General features: G+C 66.1%; 17 protein-coding genes. 12 read left to right on the plus strand and 5 right to left on the minus strand.

Going from position 1 to position 18019, the window contains the following annotated elements:
• Window positions 1–357: 357 nt before the first annotated feature.
• From ACMZ6R_RS17195 to ACMZ6R_RS17215, 5 genes are read right to left on the minus strand one after another with little or no spacing between them, the layout of a single operon-like run.
• Complete coding sequence (locus ACMZ6R_RS17195) at window positions 358–1299, minus strand: Gfo/Idh/MocA family oxidoreductase (protein WP_416113728.1); 942 nt, start codon at window positions 1297–1299, stop codon at window positions 358–360.
• On the minus strand, window positions 1296–2717 hold the full coding sequence (locus ACMZ6R_RS17200) for an NDP-hexose 2,3-dehydratase family protein (RefSeq protein ID WP_416113730.1): 1422 nt from the start codon (window positions 2715–2717) through the stop codon (window positions 1296–1298). Before ACMZ6R_RS17200 ends, ACMZ6R_RS17195 begins: the two co-directional genes overlap by 4 nt.
• Complete coding sequence (locus ACMZ6R_RS17205; RefSeq protein WP_416113732.1) at window positions 2714–3124, minus strand: sugar 3,4-ketoisomerase; 411 nt, start codon at window positions 3122–3124, stop codon at window positions 2714–2716. The genes ACMZ6R_RS17200 and ACMZ6R_RS17205 overlap by 4 nt, the downstream gene beginning before the upstream one ends.
• The gene (locus ACMZ6R_RS17210; protein WP_416113734.1) at window positions 3121–4089 is read right to left on the minus strand and encodes a glycosyltransferase family 2 protein; all 969 of its coding nucleotides are present in this window, start codon (window positions 4087–4089) and stop codon (window positions 3121–3123) included. Before ACMZ6R_RS17210 ends, ACMZ6R_RS17205 begins: the two co-directional genes overlap by 4 nt.
• On the minus strand, window positions 4086–4877 hold the full coding sequence (locus ACMZ6R_RS17215; RefSeq protein WP_416113736.1) for a class I SAM-dependent methyltransferase: 792 nt from the start codon (window positions 4875–4877) through the stop codon (window positions 4086–4088). The genes ACMZ6R_RS17210 and ACMZ6R_RS17215 overlap by 4 nt, the downstream gene beginning before the upstream one ends.
• Before the next feature lie 117 nt (window positions 4878–4994).
• On the opposite strand from ACMZ6R_RS17215, the gene ACMZ6R_RS17220 reads away from it, so the two are divergent.
• The 12 genes from ACMZ6R_RS17220 (at window position 4995) to ACMZ6R_RS17275 (ending at window position 17931) form a co-directional block, all read left to right on the plus strand.
• Window positions 4995–5756, plus strand: a complete 762-nt coding sequence (locus ACMZ6R_RS17220; RefSeq protein WP_416113738.1) for a TIGR04283 family arsenosugar biosynthesis glycosyltransferase — start codon at window positions 4995–4997, stop codon at window positions 5754–5756.
• A 6-nt stretch (window positions 5757–5762) separates the two neighbouring features.
• Entirely contained in the window at window positions 5763–6431 is a 669-nt protein-coding gene (locus ACMZ6R_RS17225; RefSeq protein WP_416113740.1) for a TIGR04282 family arsenosugar biosynthesis glycosyltransferase, read from the plus strand.
• 122 nt (window positions 6432–6553) lie between these two features.
• Window positions 6554–7306 (plus strand): PTS system mannose/fructose/sorbose family transporter subunit IID, encoded by a 753-nt coding sequence (locus ACMZ6R_RS17230; protein WP_416113742.1) that lies wholly within the window; start codon window positions 6554–6556, stop codon window positions 7304–7306.
• 54 nt (window positions 7307–7360) lie between these two features.
• Window positions 7361–7684: an HPr family phosphocarrier protein gene (locus ACMZ6R_RS17235; protein ID WP_416113744.1), complete on the plus strand. Its 324-nt coding sequence runs from the start codon at window positions 7361–7363 to the stop codon at window positions 7682–7684.
• 92 nt (window positions 7685–7776) lie between these two features.
• On the plus strand, window positions 7777–9558 hold the full coding sequence (gene ptsP, locus ACMZ6R_RS17240) for a phosphoenolpyruvate--protein phosphotransferase (protein WP_416113746.1): 1782 nt from the start codon (window positions 7777–7779) through the stop codon (window positions 9556–9558).
• A gap of 85 nt (window positions 9559–9643) precedes the next feature.
• Window positions 9644–10108, plus strand: coding sequence for an SsrA-binding protein SmpB (gene smpB, locus ACMZ6R_RS17245; RefSeq protein ID WP_416113748.1), 465 nt, complete (start codon window positions 9644–9646; stop codon window positions 10106–10108).
• Between the two features lie 197 nt (window positions 10109–10305).
• Window positions 10306–10821 carry a hypothetical protein gene (locus ACMZ6R_RS17250; protein ID WP_416113750.1) on the plus strand — a complete coding sequence of 172 codons (516 nt, stop codon included), beginning with the start codon at window positions 10306–10308 and terminating at the stop codon, window positions 10819–10821.
• Between the two features lie 56 nt (window positions 10822–10877).
• Window positions 10878–12266, plus strand: a complete 1389-nt coding sequence (locus ACMZ6R_RS17255; protein WP_416113752.1) for an FAD-binding oxidoreductase — start codon at window positions 10878–10880, stop codon at window positions 12264–12266.
• A 2-nt stretch (window positions 12267–12268) separates the two neighbouring features.
• Window positions 12269–13456, plus strand: coding sequence for a (Fe-S)-binding protein (locus ACMZ6R_RS17260; protein WP_416113754.1), 1188 nt, complete (start codon window positions 12269–12271; stop codon window positions 13454–13456).
• Window positions 13457–13632: 176 nt separating this feature from the next.
• Window positions 13633–16146: a preprotein translocase subunit SecA gene (gene secA / locus ACMZ6R_RS17265; protein ID WP_416113756.1), complete on the plus strand. Its 2514-nt coding sequence runs from the start codon at window positions 13633–13635 to the stop codon at window positions 16144–16146.
• A 149-nt stretch (window positions 16147–16295) separates the two neighbouring features.
• Window positions 16296–17150, plus strand: coding sequence for a flagellar motor stator protein MotA (gene motA, locus ACMZ6R_RS17270; RefSeq protein WP_416113758.1), 855 nt, complete (start codon window positions 16296–16298; stop codon window positions 17148–17150).
• Window positions 17137–17931: an OmpA family protein gene (locus ACMZ6R_RS17275; RefSeq protein WP_416113760.1), complete on the plus strand. Its 795-nt coding sequence runs from the start codon at window positions 17137–17139 to the stop codon at window positions 17929–17931. The genes motA and ACMZ6R_RS17275 overlap by 14 nt, the downstream gene beginning before the upstream one ends.
• The last annotated feature ends 88 nt before the right edge of the window (window positions 17932–18019 follow it).

Consider the following 18019-nt stretch of genomic DNA (forward strand, 5'->3'; position numbering starts at 1 on the left):
CCCCGGGCCCCCCACCCTCCCCAAAAACTTCTAAAGGGTTGTAGACAACTATCTCAATATATTGTTTTAACAGATTTTTAAAAAAATTCCTTATCCCTTCGCCCCGAAGGGGCGACGGCGTGGTGGAGGCGGAATTTGCTTGGGACGAGCTTGTCGCGAAGCGACATGCAGCGTCCCGACAAATTCCGCCTCCATCTTCTCCACTCTCCGCCTTACCGGCAACCATCCCCTCCCCCGCCCGGCCAAAGCACACCGGACGGGGGGTCCGGGGGGCGCGCCCGCCCCCCGGCGAAGGGGTCCAGGGGAGGCAGCGCCTCCCCTGGCCGCCGGAGGCACCACCACAGCAACCTATCCGCCTTACCCGGCGCTCTCCCGCAACCGCGCCAGCGTGCGCGCGTCGGCGAGCAACGCGGCGATAAAGGCCTCGCCGTCGCCACGCTCCATGGCGGCAAAGGCCCGGATAAAAAAGCGGGCAAAGGCATCGGCGGGCTCGAAGTCGACGGATCGTACGCCTTGGGGGGTGTTGCAGGAAAGGGACAGAGTGGCACTTGGCGGCGGGGTGAAGGCGCGATCCATGGAGGCGGCGAGTCCGGGGCCGAGAACATCCAGACGATTGACGTAGCCGGTGTCGAAGCCAAAGGTGCCGGCAAGGGTGCGCCCGCCGGGGTAGACGAGCAGACAGGTGAAGGCCGTTTCCACGGCCGGGCCGCGCGAGGTGATGCGGCAGACGACTTCCTCGGGCTCGGCGCCGAAAAGGACGCGACCGGGGCTTACGGCGTAGGGGCCGAGGTCGAAAAGCGCTCCGCCGCCGAGTTCCGGGGTATGGCGGAAATTTCCCGGCGGCAGCGGGGGGAAGGAGAAGGTGGCGACGATGCGCGCGGGGGCGGTGTTTCTGTCGGCAAAGGCCTGAATCAGGCCGGCGACGCGGGGATGCCCGGTCCAGACCGTGGCTTCGGCCAGAAGGAGATTTTTTTTCGCGGCCAGTTCGCAGGCACGTTCGGCGCTTGCAAGGTCGAGGAAAGCGGGTTTGTCCACGATAACGTGGCGGCCGGAGGCCAGAGCGGCCAGGGCGAGCGGCGCATGGCGGCTGTTTTCCGTGGTCACGTAGACGGCGTCGGCGTCGCTTGCGGCCAGGGCGGCTTCGGGATCGTCCCAAAAGCGCAGGGGCAGGCCCGGCGGGCTTTCCATGCGGCGACCGCTTCGCGAGGCCACGTCCACGGCCGTAACGCCAAGCCCGGGCAGGCCGGGCAGCACCCGGCGGGCGAAGATATCCGAACCGCCGCAGACAAGCAGCTTCATGACCTGCGCTCCACGGCCCCCATGCAGGCAAGCAGGTTGCGGGCCTCGATATTGACGTGGCCGTGGCGGGCCATGCGCCACAACTGGCCAAGGGTCAGCCACAGGTAATGTCCGGGCGCGTCAACGACCGTGCCCGGAGAAATTTCCACAATCATATAGCGATTCTGGAAATGATGGAAGCGCCCGCCCTCCTCGGACTGGACAGCGTCGTAGCGCACCGCGCCGAGAGCGGAATCAAGAAAATATTCCAGGAACTGCGGCGCGCAGGCCCGGCCGGACCGGGCCGCCACCTCCGAGCAGGCGACCGTGGGGCCGATCTCCATGCCGTCGCGATTGCCGGGCTCGAGGCTCCCCCGGACCAGGAAATGCAGTACGCCCCACTGGTTCTGGCACAAAAAGCCGACCAGTCCCAGGCCTTCGTGGTGAAGCAGCGGCTGGGACCAGCACGTGGCCTCGCGGGTATGGGCCGTGACGTCCACGCCGATGACGGAAAAATAAAGCCCGGTTTCGTGGCGGATGGCGTCCTCGGCCACGCTCCAGCCGCGCAGCCCGTCCAGGGGCAGGGGCGAAACGCGCATGGACGCGGCCGCCTTGCCCTTGGTCAGCCAGGACATGACCGCGTCCATGGTGTGGCGCTCACGCTCGGAGCGGCAAAAGGACAGGTACACGTCGCGACGAAAGGGCGACAGGTCCTCGAGGCGGGACGTGTCCGGCGGCTCGTCGGGATCGGCCAGGGGAATGAGCGACACCACGGTGCGGGCGTCCATGTTGACGAGGTTGTCGCGGGCAAGCAGGGCCTTTAACTGGCCGAGCGTCATCCAGGCGAAATCCTCGTGCACCGGCACGTCGTGGGAAACGAGCACGACCATGTTGCGGTTGCGTTTGCGCAGGAATCTGGCCCCCTGCTCGGGCTGGAGCTGGTCGAGAAGCACCTCGGCCAGGCCCGGTTCGGTGAAGTATTCCAGATAGCGCGGGGCATGGCCGCCGTGGACCCGGGAATAGTTGCTGCGCGTGGCCTGAACCGTGGGGGAAAGCTGGAGCACGTTGACGTTGCCCGGCTCCATCTTGGCCTGCATGAGGAAATGGAGCACGCCGTCGATTTCCCGGGCCAAAAGGCCCAGGATGCCGACCTCGGGCTGGTTGATGATGGGCTGGTCCCAGGACGGGACCGGGCCGAAGTCCGTTTCGACGCGAATGCCCTCAATGGTGAAGAACTTGCCGGAGCTGTGCCCCAGGCGCAGGGGATCGGGCAAAAAGCCCCACTGGTCGAGGGCGGCAAGGGACGCGCGGCGCACCTCGAAACGGTCGCGGCGGTCCTTGGCCGCAAACCAGGCCATGACCGCCTCCATGTCCGAAAAGACGCCGGAGGTGGCGCGGCAGGACCGCGAAAAGGCTAGGCGCGTGGCGGTGGTGCTCATGCCCCGGCCAGGGCCTCGCGGTAGACGTCAAGGGAGCGGATGACGCTTTTGGGCTCGTAGTGTGTGCTGGCCAGCACCAGGCACACGGCGTCCGGGCTGATGTCGCGGATGTCGAGAAAGACCATGGGCGGCAGATACAGTCCCCGGGCGGGGTCGTCCAGGCGATACGCCGCCGTGTCGCGGCCGTCGGTCACTGTTACGGCGAACGACCCGGCCACGGCCAGCACGCACTGTTCGGTGCGCGGGTGGGCGTGGCCGCCGCGATCGGCGGTCATGGCGTGCATGTAAAAGACCCGGGCCACGGCAAAGGGGATGTGGCGGCCGCCTTCGAGCGCGGACAAGGCGCCCCGGTCGTCGCGCACGGTCGGCACGTCGAGCAGGCGCACGCCGTCAAGGGGACTTTTCACGGGCGAACTTCCTTTGACGGCCGGCCGTCGCCGCCGTGGATCTCGCGCACCACGGCCTGGGGCGTACGATTGATCTCCATGAGGGAGCGGCCGACGTATTCCCCGAGCAGCCCGAGCATCACGAGCTGCACCCCGGAGAAAATGATCACCGTGATGTAGAGCATGGTCCAGCCCGAGGGCACGTACACGCCGAGAGCTTTCTCGGCCAGGCTCCAGACGGCCATAAGCAGGCCGAAAGCCCCCATGGCCAAGCCGAGAAAAGCCGAAAGACGCAGCGGGGCCACGGAAAAATTGACGAACATGGTCAGCCACAGTCGGATCAGCTTCCACAGGGTGTAGCCCGACTGGCCGGCCTCCCGGTCGCGGTGCTCCACCTCCACCTGACCGATATTGTTCGTGGCGCGCAAAATGAGCCCGTCGACATAGGGCGCGGGACCGGTATAGTCCACGATGCGGTCCACCAGAAAGCGGCTGAGGCACTTGAAGCTCGACAGGTACAGGCGCGGCGGCTTGTCGAGGAGCAGGGTGGCCACCTTGTCGTTGAAGGCGCTGCCCAGATTGCGCAGCCGGCCGTGGCGCTTTTCCCGGAAGGCGGTGTAGACCACGTCGAACCCGCCATCGCGGGCCGCCGCCACGAGCCGGGCGATCTCCTCCGGGGGATTTTGAAAATCGTCGTCCATGACCACGACCCAGTCCCCGCCGGACTGGCGCAGTCCGGCCATGACGGCGTTGTGTTCGCCGAAATTGCGGGCCAGGCGCAGGTAGGTGACCCGGCCGGGAAAGGCCTCACAGCACTCGAGACAGGCCTCGTGGCTCCTATCGCGGCTGCCGTCGTTGACCAGCACGATGTCGGTGCCCGGCAGAGGCGGATCAGCCAAAAGCGCGCGCACCAGCCGGCCGATGGTGGCCTCGGCGTTGTAGACGGGGATGACGATGGTAAGCGTTGGCGACGTTTCCGGATTCATGCTCGCGTACGACTCCGGCCGGACCGCGGCCGCGCCGGTCCGACAGGCTTTTTGGCCATGGCGAAGACCGACAGCCCGAAGGGCATGACAAAGCCATAGTCCACCATGAGGGCGTTTTCCACAAACCGCATCCGGGCCAGGGCGGCATTGAGGCGCGGGGGCAGCGGCGCAAGATCCGAGCGCGGAGCGTGGCCCGGCCGGATACGCTTGCGCCAAAGCCGCACCAGGGCGGCGATGGGGAAAAGCAGCGTGTTGGAATAGGTCAGCTTTTCGACGAAAAAACCGGCCGAACCCAAAAAAGACCGGATCTGCCGGGTCGTATAGCGCTGCTGCACCCCGACGGCCCGGTCGTGTTCGCTGTAAAGGGCCTGGTGGGCGACGATATTAAGGACAAGCCGCCCCCCGGGGACAAGCACGCGGCGGGCCTCGGCCAGGGCCGGGATCACGGCCGACGGCGGCACGTTGGCCAGGACATCCAGGGAGAGGACCACGTCGAAGCTGGCGTCCCGAAAAGGAAGACGTACGGCCGAGGCCCGGGTGAGGGAGAAATCCCCCCGGCGACGGGCCAGGGAAAGCGCCGTGGCCGAGAGATCCAGGCCGGTCGCCTTGTCCCCGGCGAGCGCTTCCAGCACCTTGCCCGTGCCGCAGCCGGCGTCGAGCACCCGAAGCGGCCCGGGTGCGTCCTCGCGGCAATGGGCAACGGCCCGGCGCACCTGATCGTGCAGGCCCCGGTACCACCAGTGCGTCTCCTCGGCCGCGAACATGGTCGCGTATTCGGCTTCAAGCATGGGCTATCGCCAGACTCCGCCGGAGCGGAAACGGCGTCCGTCGCGGAGGGAAGTTACAATCGCATACGACATTGGCGGGACCCTAGCGGTTTCCGCCAAAAAAATCTATTGCACCGCATGCGGCTCCCTCCCGGCCAGGTCAGCCTGGCCCCGCCCTGCCTGGGGCGCCCTTTTTTTTCGGTCATAACGCCCGTCCTCGGGGAGGCGCGGCGCATCAACGCCCTGGTGGACCACGTGCGCATGGTCGGCTACGGCCTGTCCGTGGAGATCGTGGTGGTCGACGGCGATCCGGCCGGTTCGACGCTGACCGCCCTCGACCGCGAAGGCGTGCTGGGCCTGACCGCGCCCCGGGGCCGGGCCAGCCAGTGCAACGCCGGGGTGGTCGTCGCCTCGGGCGATCGCCTGCTTTTCCTGCACGCCGACACAAGGCTTCCGGCCCGGGCCTTCGAGGACGCGGCCAGAGCCCTTGACGCGGGCGCGGCCCTCGGCGCCTTCTCCCTGGCCATCCGCTCGAAAAATCCCTGGCTGCGACTGGTCGCCGCCGGGGCCACCCTGCGCTCGAAGTGGTTCGACCTGCCCTACGGCGACCAAGCCCAGTTCCTGCGGCACGACCTCTTCTGCGCCCTGGGCGGGTTTCCGGACATCCCCATCATGGAGGACGTGGCGCTCGTGCGCGCCGTCAGGCGGGCCGGGGGCAAGATCGCCGTTCTGCCGAGCCACGCCACCACCTCGGCCAGGCGCTGGGAGGCCGAGGGGACCTTTCGGACCACGGCCCGCAACCTGGCCCTGCTGACGCTCTACAGCCTGGGCGTGTCCCCGGTGAGACTCGCCCGGCACTACCCCCCGACGCCGGACACGGACCGGCCGGGGACACGGTAGCGCGCCGTGGACGTGCGCCTGCTCGTTTTCTGCAAGGCCCCCCTGCCCGGCCGGGTCAAGACGCGGCTGGCGGCCGGCATCGGCGACGCGGCCGCCCTGGCCGCCTACCGGGCCATGCTCGCAACCGTGCTTTGCGCCGCCGACGCCTCGGGGCTGCCAACCATCCTCTATTATACGCCGGCCGGCGAGCTGGAAACGCTGCGGCGACTCTGCGGCCCGGCCCGGACCTGCCGCGCCCAGTCGGCCGGGGACCTCGGCGCGCGCATGGCCGCCGCCTTTATCCAGACCCTGGCCGAGGCGGACGGCGCCGTGCTGCTCGGCAGCGACCTGCCCCTCGTCACCGGCCCGCTCCTTGCCCGGGCGGCCCGGGAGCTTGCCGGAAACGACGCCGTGCTCGGTCCGGCGACCGACGGCGGCTACTATGCCCTGGGACTTTCGCGCACCGGCTATTGCCCGGAAATATTTGCGGACATGCCCTGGAGCACAGCCAAGGTCGCGTCCCTGACGCGCGCCCGGCTCACCGCGGCCGGGAAAAGCCTGGCCCTGCTCCCCGAGCTGCCGGACTGCGACACCCCGGACGATTTGGCCCGTCTGGCCGCCCCGCCCTGGCGGGCCCGCCTCGACAACACGCCCTTCGGCCGGTTTCTGGCGCGCCTTCCTGACCGCACCGTTTGACCAGAACCCCGCCTATCGTTTATCCATATGGGAAAAAGGCAGGGGGCGCGGCGAACGACGCGGCCCCGCTTGCGAGGTTTCGACCGGGCAAACCGGCCGGCACGCGGAAAGGCGGTGCGTGTTTGGGGCACTTACGCGAAGAGTTGAGCGCCAGGACGCTTTCGGCTTGTTTCCTGCGTTGCTACCTGGTCGGCGCCGCCTACAACACGCGCGGGTTGCAGCATGTGGGGCTGGCCTACGCTATGGAGCCGGGACTGACGGTTTTGTATCCCGACCCGGGCAAACGCGACGCCGTGTTCGCCCGCTACCTCGACCTGTACAACACCCATTTTTTCTGGACGCCGCTTTTGGTCGGGCTGTTTCTGTCCCTGGAGACCAAAATCGCCAAGGGGATTCTGCCGGCCGAAATGCTTGACAACGTCAAGACCACGACGGCATTCACCCTGTCCGCCATTGGCGACACGTTTTTCTCCGCCAGCGTCATGGGCCTGTGGGGGCTGTCCGCCGCCTGTCTGGTGGCCGGGGGCCGGTACGTGGCCCTGGCCATTCTCGCGAGCGGACTTTTCCTGGCGGCCCAGATATTCAAGGCGGCGACATTTCGAGCCGGCTACCGGGAAGGGTTCCACGTGCTGCGCCGGCTCAAGCGTTGGGATATGGTCAACCTCGGCCGCAAGATCAAGCTGGTCAACGCCGGGCTTTTGACCGTGTTCTGGATGCTCGCCCATCCGCTGGGACAGGCGGCATCCATGTCCGACGCCGTACTGATCGGCATTCTGGCGGCCTGGGCCGCCACCCGGCCGTCGGTTTCCCGGGAGATCGCGCTGCTGGTCCTGGCCGCGGGCTGGGTCCTCTTGCGCTCCATCGGGCCGATCTGACCGGCCAAACCTCCCGGCCCAGGGCCGGGACAACCTCCGCCGACGCGGTGGACAATGACCAACCAAACCAACGATACGGGCGCGATGGCCCTTGACGACATAACGCCCACGGATACGGGCTTCGCGCTGACCGTGCGCGTGCTCAACGAGCAGGGACTCCACGCCCGCCCGGCGGCCAAGCTGGCCCAGGAGGCGCAGAAGTTCCCCTGTGCTATAAGCCTCTCCATGGGGGGGGAAACCGTTGACGCCAAGAGCATCCTCGATATCCTCACCCTGGCCGCGGGCAACGGAACCGAGTTGGAACTGCGGGCCAGCGGCCCGGAGGCCGAGGCGGCCCTCGTGAGCCTCGCCACGCTTATCCGCAACCGTTTCCGGTAGGCCGCGCACCGTGACCGCGCCTGCCCCAAACCCAGTCCGCGACCGCGCCGGCCTGCCCCGGACCCGGCCGCGCCCCGAGGACAAAACCGGTCATGACGACGCTTAAAGGCATTCCCGTTTCGGCCGGAATCTCCATCGGACGGGCCTTTTTCCTCAATCGCTCGGGCGTTGGCCCCCTGCCCCGCCAGACCCTGGCCGAAGCCATGCTGCCGGCCGAAATCACCCGCCTGGACCGGGCCTTCGAGCAGTTCAGAAGCGAGATCGAGCAGGCCCGCGACCGTATTCCGGCCGAGCTCAAGGAGCACACGCTCATCCTCGACTCGCACCTGATGATCCTGAAAGACCCGAAACTGGCCGGAGCGGCCCAAAACTACATAAAAAAGCTCTCCATCAACGCCGAATGGGCCCTGGACAAGGCCGTGGACGACCTGGAAAAGGCCTTTGCCGCCCTCGACGATCCCTATTTCCGCGACCGCATCCAGGACGTGCGCACCGTGGCCGGCCGGGTGCTGGCCAGGCTCGCCGGGCAGACCGGCGGCATCCGGGCCATCGAAAACCGGGTCGTGCTCATGGCCCACGACATTTCCCCGGCCGATACCGCGAGTCTCCAGACCGACAAGATCATGGCCCTGGTCACGGTGCAGGGCGGCAAGACCTCCCATACCGGCATCCTGGCCCGCACGCTGGGCATCCCGGCCGTGGTCGGGGTCACGGAGCTCGAACGCGAGGTCCGCGACGGCGATCTGGTGGTGGTGGACGGGCTGCGCGGCGTGGTGCTGCGCTCCCCGGGCGAGGAGGAACTGGCCAGGCTTTCCGACCTCAAATACCAGTTCGAGGCCTACCAGGCCGGCATCATGCGCGGTTGCCACCTGCCCGGCGAGACCATCGACGGCTACCGCATCAAGGTCAAAGCCAACATCGAGATGCTCGACGAGGTGTCGACCGTGGTCAACAACGGCGGCGAGGGCATCGGGCTCTACCGCACCGAATATTCCTACATGAACCGGTCGAAGCTGCCGACCGAGGACGAACTTTACCAGGAATACCTGGATCTTGCCACGATCATGTCGCCAAGGCGGGTCACGCTTCGCACCCTGGACGCCGGCGCGGACAAGTTCGTCTCCACCCTGGGCTCCCTCGACGAGCGCAACCCGGCCCTGGGCCTTCGGGCCATACGCCTGTGCATGCGCCACCGCGACATCTTCAAGACCCAGTTGCGGGCCATTTTGCGGGCCTCGCTGGCCGGCAACATCTCGGTCATGTTCCCCATGATCTCGGGCCTGCGGGAAATCCGGCAGGCCAAGGCGCTCCTGGCCGAAGCCAAGGCCGAGCTGCGCCAGGAAGGCAGCCGCTTCGAGGCCGACATGCCCGTCGGCATCATGATGGAGCTGCCCTCGGCCGTGATGATCGCCGAGATCCTGGCCCGGGAGGTCGATTTCTTCAGCATCGGCACCAACGACCTCATCCAGTATTCGCTCGGCATCGACCGCACCAACCGCTTCGTCTCCCACATGTACCAGCCCCTGCACCCGGCCGTGGTCAGGAGCATCAAGCACGTGGTCGACGCGGCCCACCAGGCCGGCATCGAGGTGAGCCTGTGCGGCGAGATGGCCTCCGATCCCTTTTGCGTGCCCATTCTCATGGGCATGCAGATCGACTGCATAAGCCTCACGCCCCAGGCCATTCCCGGCATCAAGCGCATCATTCGCCAGGCCACCATGGACGACTGCAAAAAACTGCTTAAATTGGTCCTGGAAAGTCCGTCGGTCTCCCGGACCAACGCCCTGGTCCAGGAAACCATTTTCCGGCAGTTCCCGGACGAGCTGATGTTCTACTCCTCCCTGCTCGACCGCGAGGATGGCGCGGCGTCGTGACCGGCCGGGGCGGACAGCCTTATTTCACTGGCCGGACGCCGGGAAAACACGTATCAGTCGAAGCCTCGCCATCTGAAAGGACGACATGACAGCCAAGGAATCGGGCGAAAAACTCGTCGCCCAAAATAAAAAAGCCCGACACCTGTATGAGTTTCTCGAAAAGTACGAGGCCGGGATGGTACTTACCGGTTCCGAAGTGAAATCGCTTCGGGCCGGCCGCGTCAGCTTCAAGGACGGATACGTCAAATTCGAGAACGACGAGGCCTACCTCGTCGGCGTGCATATCGGGGTGTACGAGAACGCCGGCTATGCCGGCCACGAACCGGAACGCAAGCGCAAGCTCCTGCTCCACGCGGCCGAGATCCGCACGCTTCGGGTCAAGGTGGAGCAAAAGGGGCTGACCGTGGTGCCGGTGCGGGTCTATTTCAAAAACGGTCGGGCCAAGACGGAAATCGCCCTGGCCCGGGGCAAGAAGGTCTTCGACCGCCGCGACGACCTGAAAAACCGGGACCTCGACCGTGACGCGGCCAGGGAACTGGCCCGGCACTAGTGTGGCGTTCTCTAAAAAATATGACAATATTTTTTAGAGAAAAAATAATTATTTAAATATATTATTCTCAAAATTCGTATGCACGAATTTTGAAAACGCGACACTAGCGTACGCCCCCTGCCGACGGCATAAGGGGCGCGACGCGCGCGGCGAACCTTGGATCGGCCAGAGGCGATCAGGCAACGAGGAGTCTTGTAATGGCATGCATCCGCCCTGTCCTGCCGTTGGCGCTCTTTCTGTGCCTTTGCTGCGCCGCCACGGCAACCGCCGGCCCCACCGAGGCCGACGAACGCGTGGACGCCTTTCTCGACGAGACGGCTTCCCTGTTCGGCCCGAACGAAGCCGCCGTCACAAGCCGCCTCGGAGCGCCCCGCGAACGCCAGGCCGTGCCCTTTACCAGCCCCCACGACGACGCCACCTATGAAATCATCACCCTGGCCTACGACGGCCTGACCGTATCCCTTTACAGCATGGACGGCGGGGCACGGCAGTTTTTCCACCAGATCCGCGCCACCTCCGGCCAGGTCTGCTTCGCCCGGGGCATCTGCCTGGGCACGCACCGGGAAAAGCTTGCCGCCGTGCTCGGCCAGCCCGAAGCGGTGGAGGACAACGTTTGGCGCTATTCCGACATGAGCGGCTACAACGAACTGACGTTCACCTTCGACGACAAGGGCGTCATCAACGCCATGACCTGGACCGCCGAGGCGGATTGATCGTCTGACATGCGGGACATACAGCTTTCGGGCTTGCGCCGATCCATCTGAATACAATGAAATCTTCCACGCTCTTAACCGAATCGCAAAAACGCGCCCTGGCTTCGATCTGCCCCGGCGACGCGGCCGTGTTCACCCCGGAAGAGACCCTCGTGTACGGCACCGACGCCTCGCGCCGCTTCGCCCCCCCGGCCGCGGCCGTGCGACCGGACAACCTCGAACAGGTGAAGGAACTGCTGGCCTTCGCCCAGGCCGAGCGCATCCCCATCCTGCCCCGGGGCCGGGCCACCAACACCGTGGGCGACTGCGTGCCGGTGGCCGGGGGTATCGTGGTGTCCACGGCGCGCCTCAACCGCATTCTCGAAATCGACCCGGACGACTTCGTGGCCGTGGTCGAGCCGGGCGTGGTCACGGGCGACCTGCAGGCGGCGATCGCGCCGCAAAAGCTTTTTTACGCCCCGGACCCGGCCAGCGTGAAATTTTCCACCGTGGGCGGCAACGCCGCCACCTGCGCCGGGGGGATGCGGGCCGTCAAATACGGCGTGACCCGCGACCACATTCTCGGCATCGAGGCGGTGCTGCCCGGCGGGCAGGCGCTGACGACCGGCGGGCGCACCCACAAAAACGTGGTCGGGCTCGACCTGACGCGCCTTTTCGTGGGCTCGGAAGGGACGCTCGGACTTTTCACCGGGCTGACGCTCAAACTTTTGCCCCTGCCCCAGGCCACGGCCACCCTGGCCGTGGCCTACGCGAGCATCGACACGGCGCTGACCGCCGCCGGCGACGTCTTTCGGGCCGGCATCCTGCCCGTGGCCTTGGAAATGCTCGGGTACGAGGCCATGAAGGCCGTGGCCGCCATCAGCGCCGTACCCTGGCCGGCCGACGCCGGGGCCGCGCTTTTCGTGCGCGTGGACGGCTCGCCCGAGGCCGTAGCCGCCGACGTGGCCCTGCTTACGCGGGCGACGGCCGCGGCCGGTCCGGTCTGGACCGAGCGGGCCGTCAGCCCCGAGGCCGAGGAAAATCTGTGGGAGTTGCGCCGGCTGCTCAACCCGGCCTCGTTTAAGGCCGCGCCGGACAAGATCAGCGACGACGTGACCGTGCCGCGCGGCAAGCTGCGCGAGGCCGCCGCCGGGATCAAAACCATCGGCGAGGAAGAGCGCGTGCGCATCCTGCTCTTCGGCCATGTGGGCGACGGCAACCTCCACGTCAACATCATGCACGATGCCGCCAATGCCGACGAGCACGCCCGGGCCCAGAACGCCCGCGAGCGCATCCTCATGCGCTGCCTTGAACTGCGGGGCACGCTCTCCGGCGAACACGGCGTGGGTCTGTCCAAGCTGCCCTTTCTCGACCGGCAGCTCGATGCCGGCCAGCGCGAAATAATGCGCCGCGTCAAGGCCGTCTTCGACCCGGCCGGCATCATGAATCCCCAGAAGGCGTACTGATCGTGGCCGAAGAGCTTACCCCCGTCCATTGCCTGCACGGCCAGGGCCGCCGCCCGGAATGCATCCTGTGCGGCCGCTGCCTGCCCGTCTGTCCCCTTTTCATCGCCACCGGCCGCGAGGAGCTCTCGCCGCGTTCCAAATTTTTCCTGGCCCGGGCCGTGGCCGAGGGACAGGCCGAACTGTCCAAAAAGGCCGCCGACATCCTGGCCACGGTCTGCCTGTCCTGCGGCAAGTGCGAAAACGCCTGCCCGCTGGGGCTTTGCGGCCCGGATCTGGTGGCCGAGCTGCGCGCCTCGCACCCGGGTTTCGCCGGTTTCCTCTGGAAGCTATGGATCGAACAGGCCGGGCTCATGTGGCCGCTGGCCCGGACCCTGACCAAGCTCGTGCCCGGCAAGGTGCCAGCCTCCGCCATCAGCCGGGCCAAGGCCGCCATCGAGGCCATGGGCGCGGGCAAGGCCCCCGAGCCCTGGCTTTTCCCTGAGACCTTCGAGACCGTCCACGCCGGTAAAAAATGCGTGATCTTCGCCGGCTGCGTGGCCGAGCACGCCAACCCGCGCTGGAAGGAAACCGCCAAAAGGCTGCTGACCGGCCTCGGCCTCGACGTGCTGCCCGATCCCGGGTTTACCTGCTGCGGCTGTACCCTCGGCCATGCCGGCGCGCCCGAGGCCCAGGCCGCCATGCAGCAGCAGAATATCGAGGCCTGGCGGAAAGCCGGCCGGCCGCTGATGGTGGTTTTCTGCGCCACCTGCCGGTGCGGGCTGCGGGCCTACGCCCGCAAGGACCTGGGACTGGCCATGGACGAAATCGGGCTGTGGCGCGAGAATCTGGTTTCCCTGGCCGAACTCATGGGCGACACGTCCTTTCGCCTCGGCGAGGCGGCACCGGAGCACGTGCGCTACCACCGCCCCTGCCACGGCGCCGGCGGCAACCAGGACCTCACTTTTTTGCGCCGGGCCATGGGGGACCGCATTGTCTTTAAGGAATCCGAAACCCCGTGCTGCGGCTTCGGGGGACTTACCAAGCTGACCTCGCCGGAACTGTCCGACGCCGTGGCGGCCCATGCCCTGGCCGTCTACGCTCCGGCCCCGGGCGACCAGATCGTCACCGGCTGCGCCGGCTGCGTCACCCAGCTGCGCAGCGTCGCCCCCAAGGAAATTACCGTCGGGCACTGGCTGGAGTGCATCGGCTGACGCGCCGCGCCGGCCGGCCCTCCCGCCCCGGTGGGAGACGGCCGGCTTCCCGCGCAGTGTCACGCCGCCGCCCCATGGCCGGAGCCCTCGCTTAAACGCCAACCAACACCCGTTGGATGACGGGCCGGACCTGGACGGAAATCCGTCGCGCCCCGCCCCATAAAGGAGTCGATTCGATGCTCAAGACCATCGCCCGAAAAATCGTCGGGTCCAGAAACGAACGCTATCTCAAGGGGCTGCGCCCGCTGGTCGCGGCCATAAACGCCTTCGAGCCGCAGGTCAAAGCGCTCTCCGACGAGGAGATGCGCAGCCGCGTGGCCGAACTGCGCCAGGAAGTGGCAAACGGCCGCAGCCTGGACGACATCCTGCCCGAGACCTTCGCCCTGGTGCGCGAAGGCTCGATGCGCTCGCTCGGCATGCGCCACTTCGACGTGCAGCTCATCGGCGGCATCACGCTCCACCAGGGCAAGATCGCCGAGATGAAGACCGGTGAAGGTAAAACCCTCGTCGCCACGTTGCCCATCGTCTTAAACGCCCTGTCCGGCAAGGGCGTGCACCTGATCACCGTCAACGACTACCTGGCCAAGCGCGACGCCGCCTGGATGGGCAAGCTCTACAACTTCCTGGGCCTCTCCGTCGGCACCATCATCCACGGCCTCGAGGACCCCGAGCGCCAGGCCGCCTACGGCGCGGACATCACCTACGGCACCAACAACGAGTTCGGCTTCGACTACCTGCGCGACAACATGAAGTTCTACAAGGAACAGCTCGTGCAGCGCGAACTCAACTTCGCCATCGTCGACGAAGTGGACTCCATCCTCATCGACGAAGCCAGAACCCCGCTTATCATCTCCGGCCAGGCCGAGGACTCCTCCACGCTTTATGCCCGCGTCGACGCCTTCATTCCCATGCTGCGCAAGGAGACGGACTTCACCATCGACGAGAAGGCCCGCACCGTCCTTTTGACCGACGACGGCGTGGCCCGCATGGAAGAGGTGCTCAAGATCGACAACCTCTACGACGCCGCCAACATCACCCTCCAGCACCACGTGCTCCAGGCCTTGAAGGCCCATCACATCTTCCAGCGCGACGTGGACTACGTGGTCAAGGACGGCGAGGTGCTCATCGTCGACGAGTTCACCGGCCGCCTCATGCCCGGCCGGCGCTACTCCGACGGCCTGCACCAGGCGCTGGAGGCCAAGGAACATGTGGACGTGGAGGCCGAAAACCAGACGCTGGCCACCATCACCTTCCAGAACTACTTCCGCATGTACAAGAAGCTTGGCGGCATGACCGGCACGGCCGACACCGAAGCCGTGGAATTCCGCGAGATCTACGACCTGGAAGTCATCTCCATCCCCACCAACCAGCCCATGATCCGCAAGGACTTCCCGGACCTCGTCTACAAGACCCAGCACGAGAAGTTCGCGGCCATCGCCAAGGACGTCAAGGAGCTGCACGGGCGCGGCCAGCCGGTCCTGGTCGGCACGGTGTCCATCGAGAAATCGGAACTGCTCTCGGGCCTGCTCAAGAAATCCGGCGTGCCCCACGACGTCTTGAACGCGAAAAATCACGAGAAGGAAGCCGAGATCGTGGCCCAGGCCGGCCACGCCAGCCGCGTGACCATCGCCACCAACATGGCCGGCCGCGGCACGGACATCGTGCTCGGCGAGGGCGTCACCGACCTCGGCGGCCTGCACATCCTCGGTACAGAACGCCACGAGTCCCGGCGCATCGACAACCAGTTGCGCGGCCGTTCCGGCCGTCAGGGCGACCCGGGCTCCTCGCGCTTCTACCTGGCCCTCGACGACGACCTCATGCGCCTTTTCGGCTCCGATCGCCTGAAGGGCATCATGGACAAACTCGGCATGGAGGACGGCGAGCCCATCGAGAACCGCATGGTCTCCCGGGCCATCGAGAACGCCCAAAAACGGGTGGAAGCCCACAACTTCGAAATCCGCAAGCAGCTGCTCGAATACGACAACGTCATGAACCAGCAGCGCGAGGTCATCTACTCCCGGCGCCGCGAACTCATGGGGACCTCTGAGCCCGAGACCTTCGTCACGGGCGCCATCGAGGAGATCGTGGACGAGGTCTTCGCGCCCCTGATGGCGGCCAAGGGGAATCCCGAGCCCGAGGGGCTGGAAACGGCCGCCTCGCTCATCGAGGACCTGCTGGACCTCAAGGTGGAGATCACAACCGGCGACGAGGCCGAAAAAAAGGCCGTGCTCGACGCGGCCCTTTCCCGGCAAAAGGAACTGTCCGACGTGGCCGGGGAGCAGTACCGGGAGATCGCCCGCTACTTCCTGCTCGACAGCCTGGACCGGAACTGGAAGGAGCATTTGCTCTCCATGGACCACCTGCGCGACGGCATCGGCCTTCGCGGCTACGGCCAGAAGGACCCCAAGCAGGAGTACAAGCGCGAGGGCTTCGAGCTGTTTCAGGAGCTTGTCTACAGCATCCGCGACGCCGCCATCCGGGCCCTTAGCCGGGTGCAGATCAGAAACGAGATGCGCGAGCAGGAATTCCAGCACAAGGACGATACGGCCAACCTCCAGTACTCGGGCGCGGAAACGGGCGAGGCCCCCAAAAAGGCCCCCAAACGCCGCAACGAGCCCAAGGTCGGCCGCAACGATCCCTGTCCCTGCGGCAGCGGCAAGAAATACAAGAAATGCTGCGGCGCCAAATAGCGTCCGCCGCCGGCGCGCTTGCCCCCCGACCTGGTTTTTTCTACACCTAGGCCCAGGCGGCAAAAGCGCGTTCACACGCCGGGGAGGGAAACGACCATCCCTCCCCGGGCAGTCCGGGGCGGCCCGTACGCGCGTCCACATGGTGGGTCATGTTCGTTATCATCGGCATCGTCGTCGTCCTTGGCTGCGTCATCGGCGGCTTCCTTCTGGAAGGCGGCCATATGGGCGTGCTCATACAGCCCATCGAACTGCTCATCATCGGCGGCGCGGCGCTCGGCTCCTTTCTCATCTCCGCGCCCAAGTCCGTGGTCGTCGGCACCTTCAAGCACATCCTGCACGTGTTCTCGGGCAAGGAAGCCTCGGCCGCCGACTACCAGGACCTGCTCACCCTGCTTTTCGAACTCATGAACATCGCCCGCCGCGACGGCATCGTGGCGCTCGAGCCCCACGTCTCCAATCCCGAGCAGTCCTCCACCATCAACCGCTACCCCAACATCGCCAAAAACAAGCAGCTGGCCTACTTCATCTGCGACAACATCAAGGCCCTGCTCTCGGAAGGCATCGACGCCCATCGCTACGACGATCTCATGCGCACCGACATCGCCACCCTGCACCACCACGCCATGATCGCGCCCTCGGCCGTCACCAGGGTGGCCGACTCGCTGCCGGGACTCGGCATCGTGGCCGCGGTGCTCGGCATCGTTTTGACCATGGGCAAGATCAACGAGCCGCCCGAGGTCCTCGGCCACAGCATCGGCGCGGCCCTGGTCGGCACCTTCCTCGGCATCCTCATGTGCTACGGCTTTGTCGGCCCCATGGCCTCCAACCTGGAATACCAGGCCAAGGCCCAGCAGCACATGCTGCTCGTGGCCAAGGACGTGCTGGCGGCGTTCAACTCCGGCTTTTCCCCGATGCTTTCCGTGGAGATGGGCCGCCGGGCCATTCCCGACGACGTGCGCCCGACCATGGAGGACATGGAGGGAGCGCTTCGTGGCAAAAAATAGCGATCAGGGCAAAACCGTCGTCATCTACCGCGAGTCCGAGGACGAGCACGGCGGACACCACGGCGGGTCCTGGAAGGTGGCCTACGCCGACTTCGTCACGGCGCTGATGGCCTTTTTCCTGCTCCTGTGGCTGGTGGTGTCGCTCAAGCCCAAGACCAAGCAGGAACTGTCCCTGGTTTTCCAGGACAAGAACGTGCCCTCCAAGGAAAAAGTCCAGAACCTGGAAAAGGTGCCGACCTTCATCAGCCCCGACGCCATCAAGGGCTCCCCTGAATTCAAACTGTCCCAGGAAAACAAGCTCAAGTACGAAGTCGCCCTGCTCATCAAGGAACTCATCACCTCGGACCTCAACGTCCGAAAAAATTCCGGCGTGTCCAACGACTCCTCGGGCGTGATGATGCAGGTCAACAACTCCGTCATGTTCAAGCCCGGCTCGGCCGAGCTGACCCCAACAGCCCGAAAGGTCCTCGACGGGGTGGCCAACATCCTGCGCAGCTACAAGATCAACCTGACCGTGCGCGGTTTCGCCGACGACGACGAAAAAGGCGGCCCCTACCCGTCCAAATGGGAGCTTTCCGCCGCCCGGGCCGCCGCCGCCACACGCTACCTGGCCGAAACGACCGGCATCCCCACGACACGCCTTCGGGCCGTGGGACTGGCCGACAGCCAACCGCTGGTGCCGCCCACCTCGCCGGCCAACAAGGCCCGCAACCGCCGCATCGAATTTTTCTACACCAGCCCCGACATGCGCCCGGCCGAACGCTCCCAGGACGGGCCGTAGTACCCGCCTAAAAAATACGTCAGTATTTTTTCACAACAACGCCTTCAGAGGAGAGCGGGAACTCGGAAACGTGCGGGGGAGGGGGCTT

This window comes from Solidesulfovibrio sp. C21, from assembly GCF_047785625.1.
In the GTDB taxonomy this organism is placed as follows: Bacteria; Desulfobacterota; Desulfovibrionia; order Desulfovibrionales; family Desulfovibrionaceae; genus Solidesulfovibrio.